Source organism: Kitasatospora griseola, from assembly GCF_014648555.1.
Lineage (GTDB): Bacteria > Actinomycetota > Actinomycetes > Streptomycetales > Streptomycetaceae > Kitasatospora > Kitasatospora griseola.
This window is the reverse complement of the sequence record NZ_BMRI01000001.1, coordinates 44,767-69,098: the sequence shown is the minus strand read 5'-3', so window position 1 is coordinate 69,098 and position 24,332 is coordinate 44,767. Positions and strand designations below refer to the sequence as shown.

Sequence of the window (24,332 nt, the reverse complement as noted above, 5' to 3'; positions counted from 1 at the left end):
CCTCCCGGGTGATCGATTTCGTGCACTTCGACCTGGCCGGCGACTCCAAGGTCGAGGAGACCCAGGTGCTCTCCGAGACCGTCGAGTCGGTGCGCTGCCGCTGGTGCAACGCCGTGGACCAGGTCGAGCTGGTGGCCCGCCCGGGCGCCGAGGAGTCCGCGGAGGGCGGCCCCGCGCAGGGCTGACGCACTTCCACCGCCCCGCGTTCCCGTCCGCGCCCCGGACGGGGGCGCGGGGCGGACTCGTCGGCGGGGTGCTGTCGGTGCGGCACGGTAGACGGGACAATTGCAAGCAGCGGCGGAACCAACGCCCCCGGCACCCGCCGGGGCCCGCCCGGACCAGGATCGGAGCCGAGAACAGTGGCGGAGGCAGCGAACGCGCCCACGGGCACGGACGGGACCGCGCCCGCTCCGGTCCGACAGACCCAGGACGCTGGGCCCGTCGAGGCCGCCGAGACCGCACCGGGCGCCGAGGACGGCAACGGCGAGACGGCCGGCCGGGCGCTGCCCGAGGGCGTGCGGCGCCGGGTGGTGGGCATCGCGTCCGACGCGCTCGGCGGCATCGCGCCCGGCGAGCTGCCCGCCGCGCTGCGCCCCTACGCGAAGTTCACCCCCGCCCGGCGGGCCAAGTACGCGGCGACCGCGCTGGCCGCCGCGCTGGAGTCCGACCCGGCGTTCCGGGTGCGGATAGCCGAGCGGCTGCGGCTCGGCCAGCCCGACCTGGTGCGCGCGCTGGAGGCGGGCACCGTGCCGGCCGCCGCCGACCCGATGGACGTGGCGGCCGCGGCCTACCTGGTGCGGCCCACCGGCTGGGCCCGGCTGGTCGAGGAGGCCGGCGAGCAGGCCGAGCGGGTGGACGCCGAGGGCGTCGCCGCGGAGGCCGCCCGGATGGTCGAGAAGCTCCAGGAGGAGCTCGCCGACGCCCGCTCCGCCGCCCGCGCCGAGCTGGACCGGCACCGCGCCGAGTCCGAGGGGGTGCGCCGGGAGGCCGACTCGCTGCGCAAGAAGGTCCGCTCGCTGGAGGCCGACACCCGCCGGGCGCAGGCCGAGAGCCGCCGCCTGGCCGCCGAGCTGGAGGCCGCCCGGGCCGCCGCCGCGGCCGAGCGCGGCGCCGCCGAGGTGGAGGCCCGCCGGCTGCGGCACCGGGTGTCCGAGCTGGAGTCCGCGGTGGAGACCGGGCGGCGCACCGCCCGGGAGGGCCGCAGCGTCGAGGACATGCGGCTGCGGCTGCTGCTGGACACCGTGCTGCAGTCCGCGCAGGGCCTGCAGCGGGAGTTGGCGCTGCCGGTGACGGCGCTGCGCCCGGCCGACCTGGTGGAGGCGGTGGAGCCCGGCTCGGCCTCGCCGCACGACGTGGCCCGGCGCGGCCTGGCCGAGGACGATCCGGCGCTGCTGGACCAGCTGCTGGCCATCCCGCAGGTCCACCTGGTGGTGGACGGCTACAACGTGACCAAGACCGGCTATCCGCAACTGCCGCTGGAGCAGCAGCGGCTGAGGCTGCTGGGCGGCCTGGCGATGCTGGCCCAGCGGACCCAGGCCGAGGTGACCTGCGTGTTCGACGGCCAGGACCTGGACGTGCCGGTGATCATGGCTCCGCCGCGCGGTGTGCGGGTCCGGTTCAGCCGGACCGGGGAGACCGCGGACGAGCTGATCCGCCGCCTGGTGCGGGCCGAGCCGCACGGCCGGCCGGTGGTGGTGGTCTCCGCCGACAAGGAGGTCGCGGACGGGGTGCGCAAGGCCGGCGCCCGCCCGGTGGCCTCGGTGCTGCTGCTGAACCGGCTGTCGCGCAGCTGATCGAGTTGACGGGTGGTCAGCGGCGTTGAAGCGTCCGGAGTGTGTCGGTGTGGTGAAAAGGGGCGGAGAAGCCGATTCGGGAGCCCCCCGGGAGTGGACGCGGGGGTAGGGACTTCACTAGGGTCTGGCGTCAAACCTATATTCCGGACTATCGCCTGATCGGGTGAGTCCAGCAGGAAGAAGGAGCACCGCCGTGGCCTCCCACCGCCGTCCCAAGCAGCCGAGTCGCGCCCGGGTGACCGTGCTGACCGCTGCCGCCGCGACCGCGGTCGCCCTGTCGGCCCAGGTGAGTGCGCACGCCGCGCCGGCCCAGCCGAGCAAGGACGAGGTCAAGGCGCAGGTCGACAAGCTGCTGGAGGAGCAGGAGCAGGCCGCCGAGAAGTACAACGGCGCCAAGGAGAAGGCCGACCAGCTGCGCAAGCAGGCCGACCAGCTGCAGGACCAGGTGGCCCGCGGCCAGGAGCAGCTGACCGAGCTGGCCTCCGGGCTGGCGGCGGTGGCGGGCGACCAGTACCGGCACGCGGGCATCGACCCGTCGATGCAGCTGATGCTCTCCTCCGACCCGGACAAGTACCTGGACCAGGCGTCCTCCTTCGACCAGGCGGCCAGCACCCAGGCCGCCACGCTGAAGTCGCTGGAGGACCAGCAGCGCCGGCTCGACCAGCAGAAGCAGGAGGCGGCGACCGTCCTGGCCGAGCTGGACAGCTCCACCCAGGCGCTCAACGACGCCAAGAACGACGTGCAGAGCAAGCTCCAGGAGGCGCAGAAGCTGCTCAGCCAGCTCTCCGCCGCCGACCGGGCCGCGATCCTGCGCGGCGGCGGCGCGGCCTCGCGCGGCGCCGACCGGGTCGACCTGGGCAGCCTGCCGAAGGCCGCCGGCTACGCCGGCGTCGCGGTGCAGCGGGCGCTCGACAAGCGCGGCTCGGCCTACGTGTGGGGCGCGACCGGCCCGAGCACCTTCGACTGCTCCGGCCTGATGGTGTGGGCGTACGCGCAGGCCGGCGTCTCGCTGCCGCGCACCTCGCAGTCGCAGGCCGGCGTGGGCACCAACGTGGGTAAGGACTGGCACAACGCGCAGCCCGGTGACCTGGTGGTCTACTACAACGACGCGCACCACGTGGGCATGTACGTCGGCAACGGCATGGTGGTGCACGCACCGCGCACCGGCGACGTGGTGAAGCTGATGGCCGCGGACACCCTGCCGATCCTCACCATCCGCCGGGTCTGACGGTCCGACAATCCGGACATACGCCCCAGAGGGCGACAACTGACGCGCCGTGACACGCCCGGACGGGTCGAGATTCCGCTGTGATCTCGAACACGTCCGGGCGTTGTGTTTTTCGGTGGAACGATGGGAAATGCTGCGCACTGTGCAACGAATCCCTTACGTTCGGTCATTTCCGTAATCGAAATTGACTCAGATTCAGATTTTTTTCGGACAAGGATTTGAACCGATCACGGATCGGTTACTAGGGTCTTGGTTCGACCGCCGCAGAGTCGATCGCCCAAGGGGGGCGACGGTGGGGGTCGCCGCCGAGTCCGTGACGCAGCGGGTGGACCGTCAGAACGAGGTCCGCCGACGGGGATACCCCTGCGGGGGTGCTGTCGAACGGAGCCGGGGAACCACGTTCCCCCGGGGTGAATCGGCGCCGGGCCGGCCGCGACAGCGGTCGGTGAAGCGCTGTAGGGCATCTCTTCCGGCCCGAACCCGTCAGCTCACCCGGTAGGCGGTGTGAGGAAGAAGGAGTCCGCCTTCGTGGCGTCCCATCGTCGTCCCAAGCCCGTCGGCCGTGCCCGGGTCTCGATTCTCACTGCCGCTGCCGCCACCGCCGTCGCGCTCTCCGCGCAGACCGGCGCGCACGCCGACCCGGCGCCCACCAAGGACCAGGTCAAGCAGCAGGTCGACCAGCTCAACGAGCAGGCCGAGGTGAAGACCGAGGCGCTCAACGCCTCCGTCGAGAAGCAGCAGAACCTGCAGAAGCAGGTCACCCAGTTGCAGGACCAGCTGGCCCGCCAGCAGGACCAGGTGACCACCGTTCAGGACAGCCTGGCCAACATCGCCGCCGAGCAGTACCGCAACGGCGGCATCTCGCAGACCATGCAGCTGATGCTCTCCAGCAGCCCGGACGCCTTCCTCGGGCAGGCCGGCACGCTCAACACGGTCGGCGCCACCCAGTCGGACCTGCTGAAGAGCTTCAAGGCCGAGCAGGCCAAGCTGGACGGGCAGCGCAAGGAGGCCGAGCAGAAGCTCGCCGAGCTGGACACCACCACGAAGGCCCTCAAGGCCGACAAGGAGGACGTCCAGGCCAAGCTGGCCAAGGCGCAGGAGCTGCTCAACTCGCTCACCCAGAAGGAGCGCGACGAGCTCGCCGCGGCCGAGGCCAAGGCCGCCGACGCCTCCCGCAGCCAGGCCGAGCGGGCCTCCCGCGACACCGCCCGGACCGGCCTCTCCGCCCCGGTGCAGGCTCCGGCCGGCTACGCGGGCGCCGCGATGAGCGCCGCGCTGTCCAAGCTGGGCAGCTGGTACTCCTACGGCGCGGCCGGCCCGAGCACCTTCGACTGCTCCGGTCTGATGCAGTGGGCCTACGCCCAAGCGGGTGTGTCGATCCCGCGCACCTCGCAGGCCCAGGCGGGCGCCGGAACCAACCTCGGCACCAACATCGCCAACGCCCGACCGGGTGACCTGATCATCTACTACGGCGACCAGCACCACGTCGGCATGTACGTCGGCAACGGGCAGATCGTGCACGCCCCGCACACCGGCGCGCAGGTCCGCTACGAGTCCGCCACGGTGATGCCGATCACCAAGATCGTCCGGATCTGACGGCTCCTTCGAGCGCCCGGCCCGGCACCCCGCACAAGGGGTGCCGGGCCGCACTCGTTCCGGTGTCCGATTCGCGGTCGAATATTCGAGGTTGTCAGGGTTTGGACTGGATCCTTCCGAGTCGCTAACCTCTGGCCCGGCCCCCCGTGCGGACGGCCGCCCGACCGGCGGGCGGCGGCGGAGGCCGGCCGCAGGAACGGAGTCGTCGCACGTGTCCGTGCACCGTCGCCCCCCACTGCCCGGTGTCCAGCGCCTCGCCCGCGCCCTGGCGCTCACCGCCGCCGCGACCGGCGTCCTCCACCTCGGCGTCGCCCCGGCCGGCGCCGCGCCGACCGACCCGCCCGACCGCACCGACGTCAAGGCGCAGGTCGACCAGCTGTACGAGGAGGCCGAGCAGGCGAACGAGAAGTACAACGCGGCCCAGGAGCAGCAGCGAAGGCTGCAGCGCGAGGCCGGTGCCCTGCAGAGCCAGGTCGCGGCCGGGCAGGACGACCTCAACCGGCTGCGCGGCGACCTCGGGGCGGTGGTCGCCGCCCAGTACCGCACCCAGGGCATCGACCCCACCCTGCGGCTGATGCTCGACAAGGACCCGGCGTCCTACCTGGCCGGCGCCCGCGCCCTCGGCCAGGCCACCGAGCGGCAGAACGAGACCCTGCGCGAGCTGCACGAACGGCAGCGCCGACTGGACCAGCGGCGCCAGGAGGCCACCGCCAAGCTCGACGAACTGGAACTGGCCCGGCAGCGCCTGGCCGCCGCCAAGGACGAGGTCCACAGCCGGCTCGCCCGGGCCCAGCGGCTGCTGGGCCGCCTCAGCGCCGCCGAGCGGGTCCGGCTGGCCGACGACGACGCCCGGGACGCCCAGGACCGCGCCACCCGCGGCACCGACCGGCTCGACCTCGGCGACCTGCCCCCCGCGTCCGACCGCGCCGCGGCCGCGCTGAACGCCGCGGTCTCGAAGATCGGCTCCCCGTACGTGTACGGATCCACCGGCCCGACCACGTTCGACTGCTCCGGTCTGATGTACTGGGCGTGGCGGCAGGCCGGAGTGACCCTGCCGCGGACCTCGCAGGGACAGGCCTCGGCCGGTCGGCGGGTGAGCCTCGCCGAAGCCCGGCCCGGAGACCTGGTGATCTTCTTCAAGGACAGGCACCACGTCGGCATGTACGCCGGCGGCGGTGTCGTCGTGCACGCGCCCCACCCCGGCGCCCGGGTCCGCTACGAGAGCGTCAGCGCGATGCCGGTCAACTCGGTGGTGCGGGTCTGAACCAGCACGAGCCCCTGGTCACCGACCTGCCGCCGGAAGCCCCGCGACAGGCCGGGGCCTCGCTGTCCCGGCGGGCCGCGCTGCTGGTCGTCGCCGGGTGCGCCGCCCAGCTGTCGCTGCCCCGGGTGCTCCCGGCCGGGCCCGCCGCGCCGGCCGCCGCCCCGCCCGGGCCGGGCGCGCCGTCCGGGGTCCGGGAGGCCGTCGCGCAGGTGCTGGCGCGGCGGGCGAGCGCGATCCTGCGGCGCGACCCCGGCGGGCTGCCGACGGCGGTGGGCGCCGAGGAGGCCGACCGGGACGTGCTCACCCGCACCGCCGCGATCCGCTTCACCGAGTACACGCTGCGGCTGACCGCGTTCGCCGAACCCGCGCCCGGCGCCGACCGGCTGACCGTCGGCGCCGAACTCGGCTACCGGATCGCCGGCGTGGACGACTACCCGGCGCTGCTGGAACGGCAGGTCGAACTCCGGCGGGAGCCGGCCGGCTGGCGGGTGTTCAGGGAGGCGCCGACCGGCGCGGTGGCGCCCTGGGACCTGGGCGCCGTCCGGACCGCGACCGGGCGGCACAGCCTGGTGCTGGGCCTCGGGGAGGACGCCGAACTGGCCGACCTGGCCGCCCTCGCCGACCGCGCGATGCCCACCGTCGAAGCCGTCTGGGGCGCCTGGAAGCCCGGTCGGCTGCTGCTCGAACTGCCGCTCACCGTCCAGCAGTTCGCCCGTCGGATGGACGTCTCGGCGGACGCCTACCAGGGGATAGCGGCGGTCACCCTGGCGGTCGGCGGCGCGCCGACGCACACCCCCGCCGACCGGATCGTGGTCAACCCCGAGGCGTACCGGCAGCTCAGCGAGCTCGGCCGGCGGGTGGTGGTGACCCACGAGGCCACCCATGTCGCGACCCGGGCCGACACCAGGTCGTGGACCCCGCTGTGGCTGTCCGAGGGCGTCGCCGACTACACCGGCTACCAGGGCACCGGGCGGACCGTCCGGCAGATCGCCCCCGAACTCGCCCGGGACGTCCGGGCCGGGCAGATGCCCGCCGGGCTGCCCACCGACGACGCCTTCACCGCCGGCTCGGCCGGCATCGCCCAGGCCTACGAGCAGTCCTGGCTGGCCTGCGACCTGATCGCCCGCCGGTACGGGCCGCAGCGGCTGGTGGCGCTCTACCGGGCCGTCGGGCAGAACGGCAGCGGCGGCCTGGAGCGTGCCTTCCGGTCCGAACTCGGCCTCGGCGTCGCAGAGTTCACCAAGAGCTGGGAGGTCGAGGTGGCCACCCTGCGGTCCTGAGCCATCAGGCCAGCGCCCGCTCCAGGCCCGCCGCGTCCAGGAACGCGGTGTGGGTGCCCGCCGTGGTGCAGGCGAACGCGCCGGCCGCCGCGCCCGCGCGCATGCACTCCTCGACCGGGCGGCCCGTCAGCCGGTGGTGCAGGAAGCCGGAGACGAACGCGTCGCCCGCGCCGTTGCTGTCGACGATCGGCGCGCCCGGGTCCACCGCCGGGAAGTGCCGGGGCGCGTCGTCCTCGCGGGTGAGCAGGAACGCGCCGTGGGCGCCCGCGGTGGCCACCACCAGCTCGGCCCGGCCGTGGGCCAGGATCGACCGCATCGCCGCCTCCGGGCGGTTGTCGAGGCCGGCCGCGGACAGGAACACCACGTCCGAGCGGAGCGCGTAGAAGCGGTGGTGCTCGTTCTCGCCGTCCCAGGCGTGCAGGTCGGTGGAGCTGGGGCGGCCCAGCCGCTCGACGTCCGGGTACATGTCCCGGTTGACGCCGGTGATCGACAGGTGGACGTGCTTCGAGCGCTCCAGCAGCGGCAGCCAGAACTCGCGCGGCAGTCGGGCGTCCGCCGGGTGGCGGCCGTCGTAGAAGGAGAACCGCAGGCCGTCGGCGTCCACCAGGTTGACGCTGCGCGGGGTGCCGGCGGGGGCGGGCAGGTGGCTGAAGTCCAGGCCGCGGCGGGCGTACTCGGACAGCACCAGGGCGCCCTGCGGGTCCTCGCCGAGGAAGTCGGCGAGCTTGGTGCGCAGGCCCAGCGTGTGGCAGGCCAGCGCGACGCCGTTGCCGGTGTGCGCCGGGTAGTCGCGCACCGGGGGGACGTGCACCGAGTCGCGGCCGGGCGGGATCTCCAGGCGGTCCACCCGGACGATGGTGTCCACGCCGACGCCGCCGACGATCAGGATGTCGTAGTCGATCATCCGGCGATGGTGGCAGCGGAAAGCCCGCCGCTGCAAGCGCTTTCAGAAACTTGCAGGGCGATGTGACGGTCCGTCAGGTGCGGTCCGCCGGAGTGAGGTCGTCCAGCAGGTCCTGCTCGTAGGCGATGCCCGGCCGCACCGGGTACTGCGACACCACCTGCCCGGCCGGCAGCACCACCGTGGTCAGCGCCTCGCGCCGCCGGGTGGAGCGCCACAGCCGGTACGCCGACAGCACGGTGGTCACCAGCAGCACCAGGTTGCGGGCCGTCAGCACCAGCACGCCCGCCAGCTCGCTGCGGTTCACCGAGCCGAACATCACCGGGAACTCCAGCGTGGTCAGCACCGTGGCCACCAGCACCAGCACCGCCACCGGACGCTGGCTGCTGCCCCGCACCGTCAGGCACACCGCCGCCAGGCCGACCACCCAGATCATGTACTGCGGGCTGATCACCCGGCTGGTCGCGGTGAAGATCAGCAGCGCGCACAGCGCCGCGTCGAACGTGGTCGCCGACGTCCACCGGGCCGCCCGCAGCCGCCAGATCAGCAGCCAGCCGAAACCGGCCACCGTCATGCCGACCATCACCTTGGAGATCACCGGCACCCACGGGCCGAGGAACTCCACCGAGCCGTAGTTCATCGTCACGGTGCCGTGCCACGAACCCGCCAGCTTCGCGAAGTGCAGCGGCAGCGCGCCCAGCGACTCGATCTCGATGCCCCGCTCCGACTGGAACTTCAGGAACTCGAACGCCCCGTTCATGCCCGCCGTCAGCAGGAAGCCCAGCGCCGCCGCGCACGTCGCCGCCGAGGTCCACGACCGCCGGGTGCGCCGGCCGCGCGGCGTGCCGAACAGCGCCAGCAGCGGCCAGATCTTCAACAGCCCGCCCAGGCCCAGCAGCATGCCGCCCACCGCCGGGCGGCGCAGCACCACCAGCAGACCCGCCACCGCCAGCGCCGTCACGATGATGTCGTACCGGCAGTACACCGTCGGCCCGAGCAGCGGCACGCCCACCACCCAGTACCAGGCGCCCAGGTAGCTCCGGCCCTTGCGCACCCCCGCGCGCATCAGCAGGGCCATCGCCGCCGCGTCCACCACGGCGCAGATCACGAAGAACGACACCAGGTACGACCACGGCAGCAGCCCCGGCAGCAGGATCACCAGCGCCGCGCCCGGCGGGTACTGCCAGGTCACGTCGTCCAGCGGGAACGTGCCGGTGCACAGCACCTCGTACCAGCTGTGGTAGATCACCGAGACGTCCGCCGTCACGTCCGTGTTGGCGATCCGCAACACCCCCGAGACGACCAGCACGAGCAGCGTCCGGGAGACCGTCCAGGCGGCTCCCAGGGCCCACAGCGGACGGCGACTCGGCGCGGAACCGGACGGGGCAGGCAGCGCCGGGGCCTCCGAACTGCCGGGCCGTTCGGCCTGGGGTGACTCCACTACGCTCCTTCGGGTCGTCGCGTACGCACCGGTGCCGGGCGCCCGCCGGGGGTACCGGGCAGGACCACCAAGCACACCGCATCGGTTGCGGCCGTGTCCTCTAACTTCTCCGAACCGTGTCCGAACCTTCCGGTCCTGCGACGGTCCCGCCGCCGTGGACGGTGCGGGCCGTTCCCGGCGGACGGGCACGGTGACCTATCGTACGGACCACTCACTGGTACTCCGAGCACCCCCTGACCGAGCGAGCCGCGGCACATGAACAGAACCCTCATCGTCACCAACGACTTTCCGCCCAGGCCAGGCGGCATCCAGGCGTTCGTCCACAACATGGCCGTCCGGCAACCCGCCGGATCGATCGTGGTGTACGCCTCCACCTGGCGGGACGGGCGGGAAGTCGCCAAGTTCGACGCCGAACAGCCCTTCCCGGTGATCCGCGACCGCACCAGGATGATGATCCCCACCACCCGGGTCACCCGGCGGGCCGCGGAGATCCTGCGCGCCGAGAACTGCACCTCCGTCTGGTTCGGCGCCGCCGCCCCGCTCGGCCTGATGGCCCCGCACCTGCGCCGGGCCGGCGCCCAGCGGCTCCTCGGCATGACCCACGGCCACGAGGCCGCGTGGGCCCAACTGCCGGTCTCCGCGCAGCTGCTGCGCCGGATCGGCGGCAACACCGACCTGCTGACCTACCTCGGCGAGTACACGCGTTCGCGGATCGCCCGCGCGGTCGGCCCCCGGGTCGCCTCCCGGATGGCCCAACTGCCGCCGGGTGTCGACGAGTCCACCTTCCGACCCGACTCCGGCGGGGACGCGGTCCGGGCCCGGCTCGGGCTGACGGAGCGCCCGGTCGTGGTCTGCGTGTCGCGGCTGGTCCCCCGGAAGGGGCAGGACACGCTGATCCGCACCTGGCCGCGAGTGCTGGCGGCGCAGCCCGACGCGGTCCTGCTGATCGTCGGCGGCGGGCCGTACCGCGGCGACCTCGAAAAGCTCGTGGACCAGGTCGGCGTGCGGTCCTCGGTGGTCTTCACCGGCGCCGTGCCCTGGGAGGAACTCCCCGCCCACTACGGGGCCGGGGACGTCTTCGCCATGCCGTGCCGCACCCGGCGGGGCGGACTCGACGTCGAGGGCCTCGGCATCGTCTACCTGGAGGCCTCCGCGACCGGCCTGCCCGTCGTCGCCGGGGACTCCGGCGGCGCGCCGGACGCGGTCCGCGAGGGGGAGACGGGGTTCGTGGTGCCGGGCAAGCACGGCGAGACGGTCCTGGCGGACCGGCTGGTGCGGCTGCTGGGGGACGCGAGTCTGCGACGCGAGATGGGGGAGGCCGGACGCAAGTGGGTTCATGACGCGTGGCGCTGGGACATGCTGGCGGAACGGCTCACGGGGTTGCTGGAGGTGCGCTGAGAGGGGCGCGAGAGCTGGCGGGCGCGAAACCGGGGGCGCTGGGGGTACCCCCAGCGCCCCTGGCTGTGCGTTCCCCGGGTTTCGCGCTCACCACCCGCTAGCGGGTGTAGAGCGCCTCGATCTCGGCCGCGAAGTCCTTCAGGACGACGTTGCGCTTGAGCTTGAGGGACGGGGTGATGTGGCCGCTGGCCTCGGTGAAGGCGGTGGTGAGGAGACGGAACTTCTTGACGGCCTCGGCGTGGGAGACGGCCTGGTTGCCGTCGTCGACGGCGGCCTGGATCGCGGCGAGGAGGTCGGGGTCCTCGCGGAGGTCGGCGACGGTCGCGTCGGCGGGCTTGTTGTTGAGGGCCTTCCAGCGGGGGAAGAACTCGTCGTCGACGGTGACCAGGCAGGCGATGAAGGGCTTGCGGTCGCCGACCACCATGACCTCGCCGATGATCGCGTGGGCGCGGATGCGGTCCTCGATCACGGCGGGGGCGACGTTCTTGCCGCCGGCGGTGACGATGATCTCCTTCTTGCGGCCGGTGATGGTGAGGTAGCCGTCGTCGTCGAGGCTGCCGAGGTCGCCGGTGGCGAACCAGCCGTCCTGGAGGGCGTCGGCGGTGGCGGTGGGGTTGTTCCAGTAGCCGGTGAAGATCTGCGGGCCCTTGAGCAGGACCTCGCCGTCCTCGGCGATCCGGACCGCGGAGCCGGGCAGCGGCTGGCCGACGGTGCCGATCTTGGCCCGGTCGTTGGGGTTGAAGGTGGTGGCGGCGCAGGACTCGGTGAGGCCGTAGCCCTCCAGGACGGAGAAGCCGATGCCCCGGTAGAAGTGGCCGAGCCGTTCGCCGAGCGGGGCGCCGCCGGAGATGGCGGTCTTGCAGCGGCCGCCGAGCGCGTTGCGGAGCTTGACGTAGACCAGCTTGTCGAAGATCGCGTGCTTGATCCGCAGGAGCAGCGAGGGGCCGCCGGCGTCCAGTGCGCGGCTGTAGGCGATGGCGGTGTCGGCGGCGCGGTCGAAGATCTTGCCCTTGCCGTCGGCCTGGGCCTTGGCGCGGGCGGTGTTGTAGACCTTCTCGAAGACCCGGGGGACGCCGAGGATCAGCGTCGGCCGGAAGGAGCCGAGCTCGTCGGTGACGTTCCGGATGTCGGAGACGTGGCCGAGCTTGACCGGGACGATGGCGGCGGCGATCTCGGCGATCCGGCCGAGCACGTGGGCCAGCGGCAGGAAGAGCAGCACCGAGGACTCGCCGGTGACGAACAGCTCGGGCATCCGGGCGGTGACGTTGCCCAGTTCGGCGAGGAAGTTGCCGTGGGTGAGCTGACAGCCCTTGGGGCGGCCGGTGGTGCCGGAGGTGTAGACGATGGTGGCGATCGTGTCGGGGTTCGCGATCACCCGGCGTTCGGCGATCACCTGGTCGGCGACGTCCTGACCGGCCAGGGTCAGTGCGGCGATGCCGTCACGTTCGATCTGCCAGGTGTGTTCGAGCGCGGGCAGCGCCTCGCGGACCTCGGCGACCACGTCGGCGTGCTTGTCGGTCTCGGTGACCACGACGCGGGCGCCGGAGTCGCCGAGGATCCACTGCACCTGCTCGGCGGAGGAGGTCTCGTAGACGGGGACGGTGATCGCGCCGGCGGTCCAGATCGCGAAGTCGAGCAGCGTCCACTCGTAGCGGGTGCGGGACATCACGGCGACCCGGTCGCCGGGGCCGACGCCGGCGGCGATCAGGCCCTTGGCGACGGCGTGCACCTCGGCGAGGAACTGGACGGCGGTGAGGTCCTGCCACTGCCCGTCCGCCTTGCGGCTGAGCACAGCGACGCCCGGGTGCCGCTCCGCGTTCTGGTGGACCAGGTCGGCGAGGTTGCCGTCGCTCGGTACCTGGTAACGGGCCGGAAGGCTGAACTCCTCGAGCAAGACTGCTCCTCGTCTGCGACGCTGCGGGACGACTGGACGTTACTGCTGGGTAGGTGAGTTCGACCAGAGGGGTCGGCCTCGGTGTTCCGATCGTCACATCGCAGGTCGGACGTGGGATGGATCGATGCGAACCCTACGTCAGGCGCGAGGTGACCCGCCGGTAAGGTGCCTCGGCGGAAAGGACGGGGTCCCGCCCGCGATAGCCTCTGCTGGGCGCACAGCAGCACAGGGAGATCGCGGAGGCCGCAATGGCGGAGCACACCAGGTCGAGCATTGTCATCGACGCCACCCCGGCCGAGGTCATGGCGGTGATCGCCGATTTCGCCGCCTACCCGGAGTGGACCGACGAGCTGAAGGAGATCGAGGTCCTGCAGACCGGGCCGGACGGCCGCGCCGCCGAGGTGCGGCTGCTGCTGGACGCCGGCGCGATCCGCGACGAGCACGCGCTCGCCTACACCTGGGACGGCGACCGCGAGGTCAGCTGGACCCTGGTCAAGAGCCAGATGCTGCGTTCGCTGGACGGGTCCTACCGGCTCACCCCGGCCGGCCAGGGCCGCACCGAGGTCACCTACCAGCTGGCCGTGGACGTCAAGATCCCGATGCTCGGCATGATCAAGCGCAAGGCGGAGAAGGTCATCATCGACCGGGCGCTGGCCGGCCTGAAGAAGCGCGTCGAGGGCTGATCGGGCCCGTGGCCACCCGCACCGTACTGATCAGCGGCCCGGAGTCCGCCAGGATCGCCGCCGCCACCGCCCTGCACCACGCCCGGCAGGGCAGCACGACCCTGCTGCTGGCCGCCGACGACCCGCACCGGGCCGTCGACGACCTGCTCGGCGTCCGGCTCGACCCCGAGGCCGTCGAGCTGGAGCCGTGCCTGGCCGCCGCCCGGATGGACGAGCAGGCCGCCTTCCGTGCCGCCCTGGACGGCTACCGCGACCGGCTCGCCCCCGCGCTCGACCTGATCGGCGCCCAGCCGCTCGACCCCGACGAGCTCGCCCCGCTGCCCGGCACCCGCGCCCTCGCCCTGCTGCGCGCGCTGCCGCGGGCCGAGGCCGAGGTGCTGGTGGTCGCCGCCCCGCCGCCCGCCGAACTGATCGCCACCCTGGCGCTGCCCGCCCAGCTGGAGCGCTACCTGGCCCGGCTGCTGCCCGAGCAGCGGCAGGCCGCCCGCGCGCTGCGCCCGCTGCTGGCCGGGCTGGCGGGCGTCCCGATGCCCACCGACAAGCTGTTCGAGGCCCGGGCCGCCGCGTCCGCCGCGCTCGCCGAGGCCGCCGCCGTGATCGCCGCGCCCGGCACCACCGTCCGCCTGGTGCTGGACGCCGCCCGCCCCGCGCCGCGCGCCCTGGCCCGGATCCGGGCCGGCCTCGCGCTGCACGGCCTGCCGCTGGACGCGGTGGTCGCGCACGGCGCGCACCCGGCCGGCGCCGTCGACTCCCCGGACCCCTGGCTGGCCCGCACCGCCGCCCGGCAGCGCGAGCAGCTCGCGGAGATCGCCGAGCAGTTGAACGTCCCGCTGCTGACGGTGCGACAGCCCGACTCGCTGCAGGCGCTCGCCGAGGAGCTGTACCCGGCCGGCGCGCCCCGGATCCCCGCGCCCGCCGAGCCGTGGACCGAGGACCGGCTGGCCGCCGAGAACCAGCTGATCTGGCACCTGCCGCTGCCCGGCGCCGACCGCACGGACCTCGAACTGCTGCGCCGCGGCGACGAACTGGTGCTCGGCGCCGGAAGCTACCGGCGGGTCGTGGCACTCCCGTCGGCGCTGCGCCGTTGCACGGTCAGTGGGGCCGGCCTGGTCGACGGAACGCTGTCGGTGCGGTTCACCCCCGACCCCGCGCTGTGGCCGCGCGGGTAGCGGGATCTGACGGACGGGAGCGTGTGATGGGTACGGAACAGCCGGGCGGGACGGGCGAGTTCGCGCCGCTGGTGGAAGAGGTGCGGAAGTTCGCGACCGCACTCGGCGGCAAGGCCGTGGAGATCGGCGGCAAGCTGCGCGAGTCCAACCCCGAGGTGTACGGCCACCTGGCCGCCGCCGGCGGCGAGTTGCTGGCCGCGTACCGGGCCGTGGTGGCCGGGCACGAGCGGCGCTGGTCGGCGCCCCAACACGCCGAGACCGAGCGGGTGGACCTGGACGGGGCCGAAGAGGCCTCCGACAAGTAATTAAGCCGACACTTCGTCATCGTCACGTTATGATTTCGAGTCATCACCGAACGGGACAGTTGCTATGACTTCTGAAGGCAGATTCGTCGATGATCGAACGTTGCCTTCGGATAATGTAGGCCGAACTGTGTACGTGGGCACCCCTCAGCCGGTACCGTTCGCCTGAGCGGGAACGAGTGAATAGCTGAGGGACACATGGCTCTGACCATCGGCGTGGACGTCGGCGGTACCAAGATCGCAGCAGGCGTGGTCGACGAGTCCGGCGAGATTCTGGCCAGGACCCGGGTGCCTACCCCGGCCGACCCCCAGTGGGCGGTCGACGCCATCGCCCAGGGCGTGCGGGAGTTGAAGGAGCAGTACCCCGATGTCGCCGCCGTCGGCGTCGGTGCCCCCGGCTTCGTCAGCCGGGACCGCTCCACCGTCCTGATGGCACCCAACATCGCCTGGGAGAACGAGCCGCTCAAGCAGCGCGTCGAGGAACTCACCGGCCTGCCCACCGTGGTCGAGAACGACGCCAACTGCGCCGCCTGGGCCGAGTTCCGGTTCGGCGCCGCGGCCGAGTACGAGGACATGGTGCTGATCACCGTCGGCACCGGCATCGGCGGCGGCATCGTCCTCGACGGCCGGCTGCACCGCGGAAGCTTCGGCGTGGCCGGCGAGATCGGCCACCTCAACATGGTCCCCGACGGTCTGCTCTGCGGCTGCGGCGGCCACGGCTGCTGGGAGCAGTACGGCTCCGGGCGGGCCCTGCGACGCTACGGCCGGGAGAAGGCCGCGGCCGACCCGATCGCCGGCAAGCGGATGCTCGAACTCAACGAGGGCCTCGCGGACACCATCCGCGGCATCCACATCACCCAGGCCGCGGAGGAGGGCGACCCGCTGGCCCTCGCCTGCTACGCGGAGGTCGCCGACTGGCTCGGCCGCGGCATGGCCGACCTCGCCGCGCTCTTCGACCCGGCGGTCTTCGTCCTCGGCGGCGGCGTCTCCGACTCCGGCCGGCTCCTCCTCGACCCGGTCGCGGCCGCGTTCGAACGGTACCTGACGGGTGGTCCGGCCCGGCCCCGCGCGAACGTCGTCCTGGCGTCGATGGGATCGGCGGCGGGCATCGCCGGCGCGGCGGACCTGGCGCGCAGCTAGGGGTTCGAGGGCCGCGAAAACAGGGGCGTCGGGGGTGTCCTCGGGGCCCCTGTTCGTGCGTCCCAGCTGTTACTGTCGGTCAGGTGACGGACACTGATGTTGCGTTGGCGTCCTCCGGGGTGGAGCCGGACGGGGCGCGGCGGGTGCGGGTGATGAGTTACAACGTGCGGTCGTTGCGTGACGACCGCACGGCGGTGGCTCGGGTGATCCGGGCGTGTGATCCGGACGTGGTGTGTGTGCAGGAGTCGCCGCGGTACTGGAAGAGCGAGAAGGCCGCGGCGTGGCTGGCGCACCGGACCGGGATGGTGATTCTGGCCGGCGGCGGCCGAGTGGCGGCGGGGCCGTTGCTGCTCGGCAAGCTGCGGGTGGACGTGCTGGAGCTGCGGGACGTGCTGCTGCCGAAGACCCGGGGGCTGCACGCGCGCGGTTTCGCGAGCGCGTTGGTGCGGATCGGCGGGTCGCGGCCGTTCTCGGTGACGAGTTGTCATCTGAGTCTTCAACCGGAGGAGCGGCTGCGGCAGTTCGAGCTGTTGCAGCGTCAATTGCGGCCGGGGGAGCCGGGCGTGGTCGCGGGGGATTTCAACGAGCCGCCGGAGGGCCCGGGTTGGCGGGCGTTCGCCGAGGGGTTGACGGACGCGCACGCGAAGGCGCCATGGGGCGGGACGTTCACTTCGGTGCCGGCGCAGCCGTATCAGCGGATCGACGGGGTGTTCGCCACGCCGGACATCGATGTGCTGGGTTGCGGGGTGCCGTATCCGCTGCCGGGTGTCTCGGAGGCGGATCTGCGGGCGGCGACGGACCATCTGCCGGTGTTGGCGGCACTGCGGGTGCCCGGGCCGTGAGGAGCGGGTCGCGCCGGGGCTGAGCGGTCGTCAGCTCCGGCGCGCGGCGGCGGTGTTCAGACGACGGCTCCGCCGTTCGGGTCCTCGGGTTCGTCGTCGTCGCGGTCCTTCATGCGGGAGACCAGGGTGCCGAAGCCGCCGAGGAAGGCGATGACGCCGACCCAGGCGGGCCAGCCGGAGACCTCGCGCCAGACCACGGCGTCGAACAGGAGCAGTGCGGGGCCGCCGAGGACGGCCAGCCAGGCGAACTTGGCGGTGGTGTCGGCGGAGGGCAGCGGCGGGGGCTCCGGCGGGACGAAGTGGCCCTCGTCCTCGTCCTCGGCGACGGTGTAGTCGCGCGGGCCGTCGGTGGGGCGGGGGACCGGGCGGGGGGTGAAGTCGCCGAGGCCGGCGGGGCCGGTGGGCGCGCTGGGACGGCGGGGGCGCTCGCGGACGTTCTCCGCGTCGGGCCAGGCCTGGTCGGTGGCGTCCACCGGCTCGTCGAACTGGGCGACCAGCGCGGCGAAGATCGCGTCCTGCTCGGCCTGGCTGCCGGCGGCGGGGCGCCGCGGGGCGGGCTCGGGCGCGGCTTCTTCGGCGGGCTCGGCCGCCTTGGGGTCGTCGCGGGGCAGGTCCTCGTCGTCGTTCGCCTTGCTGGTCTCGTTCACTATCGGCCTTTCAGCCCGAGTGGTTCCCGGCATCGACCGCCGCTGCCGGGGCCAGCCGCCGGACGAAGTCGAGGCTCGCCCCGAAGATCAGACCGGCGTCGTGGTCCAGCGTGGCCACGTGGAAGCTGCGGTCGAGCAGCAGCTCCGTCACATCGGTCGAGGATATCCGGGCGAGCACCAGTGCCGAGTTGCTCGGCGAGACCACGTGGTCCTGCGGACTGTGCAACAGCAGAACGGGCTGGGTCACTGCGGGCATTCCCGCCTGGACGCTCTTCCACAGCCTGGCCAGCGACCAGGCGGCGTGCAGCGGCACCCGGTCGTAGCCGACCTCGGCCGTGTCGGGCTTGGCGATGTCGCCGGCGACGCCCGGCAGCGAGGGCAGCAGGTGGCGCAGGACCGGAAGAAGCACCGTCCCGGGGTTGTCGGAGCGCACCGACGGGTTGACGAGCACCAGTCCGGAGATCCGGTCGCCGTGCTTCTCGGCGAGCTTGAGGGCGAGCGACGAGCCCATCGACAGCGCGCAGACGAAGACCTGCTCGCACCGGGCGGCGAGCTCGGTGAGGGCGGCCTCCGCGGTGGCGTACCAGTCCTCCCAGCGGGTCGCCTGGAGGTCCTGCCAGCGGGTGCCGTGGCCGGGCAGCAGCGGGACGCTGACGGTGAGTCCGGCGTCGGCCAGGTGTTCGGCCCACGGGCGCATGGACTGCGGGGAACCGGTGAAACCGTGGATGAGCAGCACACCGACCGGACCGCCGTCGTGGCGGTACGGCTCGGCTCCCGGCAGCATCGGCATCGGCAGGACTCCTGGGTGTGGGGGCAGGCGGGGGGAACTCGATCGTCCCACGGGCGGGTTGCCCCGTACAGAGGCCCATTGCGGCCCCGACGGGTCGCCGGTGCACGGGTGCGCGGGCGCAAGCATTAGGATCGTCCGGTCCGCACAACAGGAGGCCCCGGTTGTTCTACCGACTGATGAAGATGATCGTCGCGCCGCTGCTGCGGATCTTCTTCCGGCCGTGGATGGAGGGCGAGGAGAACATTCCGGACGAAGGCCCGGCCATCCTCGCCAGCAACCACCTGTCCTTCTCGGACTCGTTCTTCCTACCCGCACTGCTGAAGCGGCGGGTGACGTTCATCGCGAAGGCCGAGTACTTCACCACGCCCGGCATCAAGGGCCGGCTGACCGCCGCGTTCTTCAAGGGCGTCGGCCAGCTGCCGGTGGACCGCTCGGGCGCCCGCGGCGCCGGCGAGGCGGCGATCCGCAGCGGCATCGCGGTGATCGAGCGCGGCGAGGTGTTCGGCGTGTACCCGGAGGGCACCCGTTCGCCCGACGGCAAGCTGTACCGCGGCAAGGTCGGCGGCCTGGCCCGGGTCGCGCTGGCCACCGGCGCGCCGGTGATCCCGGTCGCGATGATCGACACCGAGAAGGTGCAGCCGCCCGGCCAGGTGATCCCCAACTTCGGCGTCCGCCCCGGCATCCGGATCGGCCGTCCGCTGGACTTCTCCCGCTACCAGGGCATGGAGAACGACCGGTTCATCCTGCGCTCGGTCACCGACGAGGTGATGTACGAGATCATGCGGCTGTCCGGCCAGGAGTACGTGGACATCTACGCGACCGCCGCCAAGCGGCAGCTCGCGGAGGAGAAGAAGGCCGCCGACGCCGACCGCAAGGCTCAGCAGAAGGCCGAGAAGGCCGCCGAGCAGGAGAAGGCCGCCGACCAGGAGAAGTCCACCGAGCAGGAGAAGGACGCCGGGGCCTGACCGGCCGTCAGGGGGGCTTGGCGTGGAGGAGCACAGACCTGTCGTGACGCGGTCGGCCCGGACCGGTCCGACCGCGGCCGTGATGGCCGGCGGGATGTCGGTGGAGCTGCCGCTGTGGCGCGCCATGGGGTACTTCCGGGTGCTGGCGCTCGGCTACGCGGTGCTGCGGTTCTTCAGCGCGTACCGGGAGTTCCTGCACCCGGTGTCCGGCTGGATCTACCTGGGCGCGCTGACCCTGTGGACGCTGGCCAGCACCCGGGCGTTCGCCGGCCCGAAGCGGTGCACCTGGGCGGTGCTCGGCACCGACCTGCTGTTCGCGGTGTTCGGCATCGTGCAGAGCGGCTTCATCGACACCCCCGCCCGGATCCACGCCGGCGCGCCGACGCTGCCCACCATCTGGGCGGCCGGCACCGTGCTGGGCTTCGCCGGCAAGGGCGGCTGGCGGCCCGCCGCGTTCGCCGGGGCGGTGATCGGCGCCGCCAACATCCTCGGCCACGGCGGGATCAGCCCCGACAACCTGCACAACATCGTGCTGCTGCTGGTCGCGGGCTGCGCGATCGGCTACGTCATCGAACTGGCCCGGGCCAGCGAGGCGGTGCTCACCCGGGCGCTCCAGGTGGAGGCCGCCACCCGGGAGCGCGAGCGGCTGTCCCGGGACATCCACGACGGCGTGCTGCAGGTGCTCGCCCTGGTGCACCGTCAGCAGGGCGACGCCGCCGAGCTGGGCCGACTGGCGGGGGAGCAGGAACGGGCGCTGCGCGCGCTGATGACGGGCGCCCAACTGCCGGAGCCGGGCGACGGCGAGGCGGACCTGCGGCCGCTGGTCTCCCGGCACGCGAACGAGCGGATCACCGTCGCCGCGCCCGCCACACCGGTGCTGCTGCCCGCGCCGGTGGCCGCCGAGCTGGCCGCCGCGGTCGCCGCGGCGCTGGACAACGTCCGGGTGCACGCCGGGGAGGGCGCCCGGGCCTGGATCCTGCTGGAGGACGAGCCGCAGGCCGTCACCGTCTCGGTCCGCGACGACGGCCCCGGCTTCCCGGCCGGGCGGCTGGCGCAGGCGCAGCGCGACGGCCGGCTGGGCGTGTCGCAGTCGATCCGCGGCCGGATGCTGGACCTCGGCGGCAGCGCCGAGCTGTACTCGGTGCCCGGCGAGGGCGTCGAAGTGGAACTGCGGTGGCCGCGGAGGGGTGGCGATGACTGATCAGCCGGTGCGGGTGATGGTGGTGGACGACCACCCGATGTGGCGCGACGGGGTGGCCCGGGACCTGGCGGAGGCCGGGTTCGCGGTGGTCGCCACCGCCGGGGACGGCGAGGAGGCGGTGCGCCGGGCCCGGGCGAGCGCCCCGCAGGTGGTGGTGCTGGACCTCAACCTGCCCGCGCTGCCCGGCGTCGAGGTGTGCCGCCAGGTGGTGGCCGCCGACCCGGCGGTGCGGGTGCTGGTGCTGTCCGCGAGCGGCGAGCACGCCGACGTGCTGGAGGCGGTGAAGTCCGGCGCCACCGGCTACCTGGTGAAGTCGGCGGGCCGCGAGGAGCTGATCGACGCGGTGCGCCGTACCGCCCTCGGCGACCCGGTCTTCACCCCCGGCCTGGCCGGGCTGGTGCTCGGCGAGTTCCGCCGCCTGGCCACCGAGCCCGGCACCCCCGCGGAGTCGGCCGCGCCGCAGCTGACCCCCCGGGAGACGGAGGTGCTGCGGCTGGTCGCCAAGGGCCTGTCGTACCGTCAGATCGCCGACCGGCTGGTGCTCTCCCACCGCACCGTGCAGAACCACGTGCAGAACACCCTCGGCAAGCTGCAACTGCACAACCGGGTCGAGCTGGTCCGGTACGCGATCGAGCAGGGGCTGGACGAGGAGCTGGGCTAAGCGGAACAGCGGTTGCCGACGGACGTGGTGACGGGTCGGAAGGTGTCGCGGATCTCGTCGTTGGTGAAGTCGCCGAGGCCGAGGTTCTGCTTCAGCGAGGTCGTCCAGTCGGTGTCCTGGAGGTAGTCGGCGATCGCCTTGCGGAGCAGTTCGCAGGCCTTCTGGTGCCCCTTGGGCAGCACCATCATCAGCTGCTGCGCCTTGCCGATGTGGGCGTCCCGGGCGACCCGGTACGTGTGCTCGGTGCCGGTGCCGGAGTTGACGGCGATGCCCTGCAGCACCACGTAGTCGGCCAGCACCGCCTGGGCGGTGCCGTCGTTCAGCCGGGCCATGCAGGCGTCGAGGTCGGGCTGGACGACGGGCGGCCGGCCGCCGTTCAGCTGGAGGGTGGCGTACGCGGTGGTGTTCTCCTGCACGCAGACGGCCAGCGGGCGAAGGTCCTCCGCCTTGCCGATCGGCGTGCCGTCCGAGGCCTTGAGGAGCACGCCGAGCGGAGTCTGCAGGTACGGGCCGGCCAGGTCGTAGTCCGTCTTCAGGCTCTCCTGCTCGGAGATGTCGGCGATCACCAGGTCCACCTTGTTGTGGTTGACCTTGCCGTCGCTGAGGGCGTCCTTCCAGTTGGCGGTGGTCACGGTCAGTGAGGTGTAGCTGCGGCCGAGGGACTCCTGGAGCACCTTCAGCGCGACGTGCGGCTCGAAGCCGTCGAAGGAGCCGTTGTGGGTGAGGTCGGACATGCCGGGGCGGCCGATCTTGAACCCGACCTTGATCGGCAGGCTGTCGAACGGGGCCGCCGAGTTCTTGTCGGCGGTGTCGCAGCCGAGCAGGGTGCCGGCCAGCAGGAGCAGGCCGACCGACAGCGGGGCGAAGCGTGGTGCAGGCACGGGGACCTCCTATCGTTCGAACTCGACGCGCTGGGTGTCGATGCGCTGTATGCAGCCGTTCGGGGCCTTCAGGTGCAGGGAGATGGTCAGTTTGGTGTGGCCGGGCGGCACGGCGACGGACAGCGTGGCGTCCGCGGGCTGCCACTTGGTGAACTCGCCCAGGTCGGTGTCGAGGTAGACCTGCATGTCGGTGCAGCTGCCGAGAGCCGGATGCTGATCCGTCAGCTGGATGTGCGCCACCAGGCGGTGCGCCTCCGCCGGGACGTTCACCTGTGCGGTGGACAGGCCGTTCGGCTCCACTTCGGCGGGGTCCCAGCGCACCTCCTGGTCGGGCAGCGGCGGCGGCCCGCCGGGCAGCAGTGCGGCCGTCACCACGCCCGCGACGGTCAGCAGCACGGCGACGACAGCTGCGACCGGCCAGTACCGGGGCGGGGTCGGCACGTGCGGGACGTAGGCCCGTGAGCGTTCCACCGCGGCCCGGGCCTGTTGGGCCAACTGCTCGTCGAGGCGGTCGATTTCGAGCAGCAGCAGGGCGGGGCTGCCGCTGGACAGGGCCGCTTCGGCCAGGACGAGCAGTTCCAGGCCGGTGGCGTGCTCCGACGGCTGCGCCGGGAAGCAGAGCACCTCGGCGATCACCACGAAGTCGGCGCGCTGGTCCACCGTCAGCCCGCGGGCGTCCTGCACCCGGCCGAGGAACGCCACCCAGTCGCCGCGCAGTTGGGTGCCCATGGCGTCGGTCAGCCAGTCGTGCAGGTGGCCGATCGCGGCGGCGGGCTGGGCGTGGTCCTCGGCCAGGTACTTGGCGATCCGCTGGGCGGACTGCGGGAGGCCGGTGTGGTGGACCTGGACGACGTAGTCGGTCTGTTCGGCGAGGTGCTGTTCCAGGTGGGGCAGCGGCAGGGCCAGTTCGTACCAGCCCGACAGGATGCGCTGCAGCATGTGCCGGGTCTCCCTGGTGCAGCGGTCCATCCCTCACCCCTCCGGGTCGATGTGCAGCAGTCTTCCGAGTTCGGCGAGCGCCCGGTGCGGTCCGCACAGGGCGAGGGCCCCGTTCAGCAGCGCGGGCAGGGCGGTGGCGGGGTCGCTGTGGTTCAGGCAGGCGGCGGCGATGCCGCGCAGGTGCAGGTATGCATGCCCGTGGTAGGGCACCTTGATCCGTGCGTCGGGGCCGAGTTGCTCGTTCACGGACTGGACCAGCTCCAGCCGCACCGCCGGGTCCTCCAGCAGGGCGACCTCGGCCAGCAGCCGGGCGCAGGACAGCGCGGTGACCTGCGGCTCGGGCGCGGGCGGGGGTCCGCCGAGCAGCGGCAGCAGTTCGGACAGCGGGGTCAGCCAGCCGCCCACCGGGTTGCGGTGGTCCGCGGTGGCCTTCACCATGCCGACCACCCGGCCGTTCCCGTCCACGGCCATGCTGCCGCTCAACCCCCGTGGGATCCAGCCCTGTTCGCCGCGCAGGCCGATGCCCGACGGGCCGGCCACCGTCAGCCGGGTCGACTCCGGGCCGACCTCGCGGGTCACCGCGTTCACCGCGTAGCCGTGCACCAGCACGTCCGTGCCGTACGCGATGTCGCGCTCGGCGAGTCGGACGGCAGGGGCGTCGGCCAGGCCGGGGACGGCCAGCACCGCCAGGTCCGGCGGCGGGTGCACGGCGGATCCGGGCGGGCGCTCGGGCGGGGCCAGCAGCACCACCCGGGCCGGGTGCGGGGTGCCGGAGTGGCGGACCGTCACCACCGGTTGTCCGGCCACCACGTGGGCGCAGCTGACCACCCGGCCCGCGCCCAGGTGGAAGCCGCTGCCGAGGAACTCGTCGTCGGACCCGGCCAACCAGAGCGCGGCGGCCGGCGCGTCCTGCGCGGTCACTCGGCGGGGCGCTCGTCCGGGCGGGACCAGCCGAGTCGCACCACCAGGCTGGCCTCCCCGGACGCCTCCGCCAGCACGCTGATCAGCTGGCCGGATTTCAGCCCCAGCGTCAGCCCGAACTCCACCTCGAAGGAGTCCGGGTCGCCGGCCTCCCGCGCGGTGTCCCGGGCCCAGCGGCCGACCGCCCGGACGGTCCGCCGCACCTCGCCCAGGCTGTGCGTCACCGTCCGGGAGACGGCCCCCGCGTCGCCGGCCGCCCGCTCGGTGTCCGCCCGGACGGCGGCGTGCAGGACGGTGCCGTCGTCCAGGACGATCTCCATCGTTTCGTGTTCTGCCGAATACGCCATGTCTTCCTCGATTCCCCCTCGCGCGGCGAGATATGAATATCAGTCAACT

At 73.0% G+C, this 24,332-nt stretch carries 24 protein-coding genes and 1 riboswitch; of the genes, 15 read left to right on the top strand and 9 right to left on the bottom strand.

Annotated features, from left to right (window positions below):
* The 6 genes from IEZ12_RS37430 to IEZ12_RS00305 form a co-directional block, all read left to right on the top strand.
* A partial coding sequence (locus IEZ12_RS37430; protein WP_229847103.1) for a hypothetical protein occupies positions 1–185 on the top strand: 185 nt, incomplete at its 5' end.
* A gap of 174 nt (positions 186–359) precedes the next feature.
* On the top strand, positions 360–1,793 hold the full coding sequence (locus IEZ12_RS00325; protein ID WP_189270232.1) for an NYN domain-containing protein: 1,434 nt from the start codon (positions 360–362) through the stop codon (positions 1,791–1,793).
* Positions 1,794–1,986: 193 nt separating this feature from the next.
* Complete coding sequence (locus IEZ12_RS00320; protein WP_189270231.1) at positions 1,987–3,021, top strand: C40 family peptidase; 1,035 nt, start codon at positions 1,987–1,989, stop codon at positions 3,019–3,021.
* Between the two features lie 362 nt (positions 3,022–3,383).
* Positions 3,384–3,539, top strand: a riboswitch (cyclic di-AMP (ydaO/yuaA leader).
* Between the two features lie 10 nt (positions 3,540–3,549).
* Complete coding sequence (locus tag IEZ12_RS00315) at positions 3,550–4,617, top strand: C40 family peptidase (protein WP_189270230.1); 1,068 nt, start codon at positions 3,550–3,552, stop codon at positions 4,615–4,617.
* 211 nt (positions 4,618–4,828) lie between these two features.
* Entirely contained in the window at positions 4,829–5,881 is a 1,053-nt protein-coding gene (locus IEZ12_RS00310) for a C40 family peptidase (RefSeq protein WP_189270229.1), read from the top strand.
* 125 nt (positions 5,882–6,006) lie between these two features.
* Positions 6,007–7,161, top strand: a complete 1,155-nt coding sequence (locus IEZ12_RS00305; RefSeq protein WP_189270228.1) for a gluzincin family metallopeptidase — start codon at positions 6,007–6,009, stop codon at positions 7,159–7,161.
* A 4-nt stretch (positions 7,162–7,165) separates the two neighbouring features.
* Here the strand turns inward: IEZ12_RS00305 and IEZ12_RS00300 are convergent, their stop codons facing one another.
* Positions 7,166–8,065 (bottom strand): carbohydrate kinase family protein, encoded by a 900-nt coding sequence (locus IEZ12_RS00300; RefSeq protein WP_043916291.1) that lies wholly within the window; start codon positions 8,063–8,065, stop codon positions 7,166–7,168.
* A gap of 73 nt (positions 8,066–8,138) precedes the next feature.
* Positions 8,139–9,503 carry a glycosyltransferase 87 family protein gene (locus IEZ12_RS00295; protein ID WP_189270227.1) on the bottom strand — a complete coding sequence of 455 codons (1,365 nt, stop codon included), beginning with the start codon at positions 9,501–9,503 and terminating at the stop codon, positions 8,139–8,141.
* A gap of 255 nt (positions 9,504–9,758) precedes the next feature.
* Here IEZ12_RS00295 and IEZ12_RS00290 point away from each other — a divergent pair, with 255 nt between their 5' ends.
* A complete protein-coding gene (locus IEZ12_RS00290) occupies positions 9,759–10,901 on the top strand; it encodes a glycosyltransferase family 4 protein (protein WP_189270226.1) in 1,143 nt (380 codons plus the stop codon).
* 97 nt (positions 10,902–10,998) lie between these two features.
* Here the strand turns inward: IEZ12_RS00290 and IEZ12_RS00285 are convergent, their stop codons facing one another.
* The gene (locus tag IEZ12_RS00285) at positions 10,999–12,795 is read right to left on the bottom strand and encodes an AMP-dependent synthetase/ligase (RefSeq protein ID WP_189270225.1); all 1,797 of its coding nucleotides are present in this window, start codon (positions 12,793–12,795) and stop codon (positions 10,999–11,001) included.
* Positions 12,796–13,043: 248 nt separating this feature from the next.
* Between IEZ12_RS00285 and IEZ12_RS00280 the strand changes: the two genes are divergently transcribed.
* The 5 genes from IEZ12_RS00280 (at position 13,044) to IEZ12_RS00260 (ending at position 16,931) form a co-directional block, all read left to right on the top strand.
* Complete coding sequence (locus IEZ12_RS00280) at positions 13,044–13,478, top strand: SRPBCC family protein (protein WP_189270224.1); 435 nt, start codon at positions 13,044–13,046, stop codon at positions 13,476–13,478.
* An 8-nt stretch (positions 13,479–13,486) separates the two neighbouring features.
* Positions 13,487–14,647 (top strand): ArsA family ATPase, encoded by a 1,161-nt coding sequence (locus IEZ12_RS00275; RefSeq protein ID WP_189270223.1) that lies wholly within the window; start codon positions 13,487–13,489, stop codon positions 14,645–14,647.
* Between the two features lie 26 nt (positions 14,648–14,673).
* A complete protein-coding gene (locus tag IEZ12_RS00270; RefSeq protein ID WP_043913518.1) occupies positions 14,674–14,952 on the top strand; it encodes a DUF5304 family protein in 279 nt (92 codons plus the stop codon).
* 195 nt (positions 14,953–15,147) lie between these two features.
* The gene (locus IEZ12_RS00265; protein WP_189270222.1) at positions 15,148–16,089 is read left to right on the top strand and encodes an ROK family glucokinase; all 942 of its coding nucleotides are present in this window, start codon (positions 15,148–15,150) and stop codon (positions 16,087–16,089) included.
* A gap of 83 nt (positions 16,090–16,172) precedes the next feature.
* Positions 16,173–16,931, top strand: a complete 759-nt coding sequence (locus IEZ12_RS00260) for an endonuclease/exonuclease/phosphatase family protein (RefSeq protein WP_268250214.1) — start codon at positions 16,173–16,175, stop codon at positions 16,929–16,931.
* Positions 16,932–16,987: 56 nt separating this feature from the next.
* On the opposite strand, the gene IEZ12_RS00255 is transcribed toward IEZ12_RS00260, so the two are convergent.
* Both IEZ12_RS00255 and IEZ12_RS00250 read right to left on the bottom strand, forming a co-directional pair.
* Entirely contained in the window at positions 16,988–17,578 is a 591-nt protein-coding gene (locus IEZ12_RS00255) for a hypothetical protein (RefSeq protein WP_229847102.1), read from the bottom strand.
* Between the two features lie 10 nt (positions 17,579–17,588).
* On the bottom strand, positions 17,589–18,368 hold the full coding sequence (locus IEZ12_RS00250) for an alpha/beta hydrolase (protein ID WP_189270221.1): 780 nt from the start codon (positions 18,366–18,368) through the stop codon (positions 17,589–17,591).
* Positions 18,369–18,544: 176 nt separating this feature from the next.
* Between IEZ12_RS00250 and IEZ12_RS00245 the strand changes: the two genes are divergently transcribed.
* From IEZ12_RS00245 to IEZ12_RS00235, 3 genes are all read left to right on the top strand, one after another.
* On the top strand, positions 18,545–19,333 hold the full coding sequence (locus IEZ12_RS00245; protein ID WP_043916289.1) for a lysophospholipid acyltransferase family protein: 789 nt from the start codon (positions 18,545–18,547) through the stop codon (positions 19,331–19,333).
* A gap of 82 nt (positions 19,334–19,415) precedes the next feature.
* Positions 19,416–20,534: a MacS family sensor histidine kinase gene (macS, locus tag IEZ12_RS00240; protein WP_373295428.1), complete on the top strand. Its 1,119-nt coding sequence runs from the start codon at positions 19,416–19,418 to the stop codon at positions 20,532–20,534.
* Positions 20,527–21,195 carry a response regulator gene (locus tag IEZ12_RS00235; RefSeq protein ID WP_100585975.1) on the top strand — a complete coding sequence of 223 codons (669 nt, stop codon included), beginning with the start codon at positions 20,527–20,529 and terminating at the stop codon, positions 21,193–21,195. The genes macS and IEZ12_RS00235 overlap by 8 nt, the downstream gene beginning before the upstream one ends.
* Here IEZ12_RS00235 and IEZ12_RS00230 read toward each other — a convergent pair.
* Genes IEZ12_RS00230 through IEZ12_RS00215 form a run of 4 tightly spaced genes read right to left on the bottom strand, consistent with a single transcriptional unit; the run spans position 21,192 to position 24,256 of the window.
* Complete coding sequence (locus IEZ12_RS00230) at positions 21,192–22,076, bottom strand: substrate-binding periplasmic protein (RefSeq protein WP_189270220.1); 885 nt, start codon at positions 22,074–22,076, stop codon at positions 21,192–21,194. The two genes, IEZ12_RS00235 and IEZ12_RS00230, sit on opposite strands and share 4 nt — an antisense overlap.
* Positions 22,077–22,085: 9 nt before the next feature.
* Positions 22,086–23,015, bottom strand: a complete 930-nt coding sequence (locus IEZ12_RS00225) for a hypothetical protein (protein ID WP_189270219.1) — start codon at positions 23,013–23,015, stop codon at positions 22,086–22,088.
* A gap of 33 nt (positions 23,016–23,048) precedes the next feature.
* Positions 23,049–23,936 (bottom strand): trypsin-like peptidase domain-containing protein, encoded by an 888-nt coding sequence (locus IEZ12_RS00220; protein WP_189270218.1) that lies wholly within the window; start codon positions 23,934–23,936, stop codon positions 23,049–23,051.
* Positions 23,933–24,256, bottom strand: a complete 324-nt coding sequence (locus IEZ12_RS00215; protein ID WP_229847101.1) for a CU044_2847 family protein — start codon at positions 24,254–24,256, stop codon at positions 23,933–23,935. The genes IEZ12_RS00220 and IEZ12_RS00215 overlap by 4 nt, the downstream gene beginning before the upstream one ends.
* Positions 24,257–24,332: the final 76 nt, after the last annotated feature.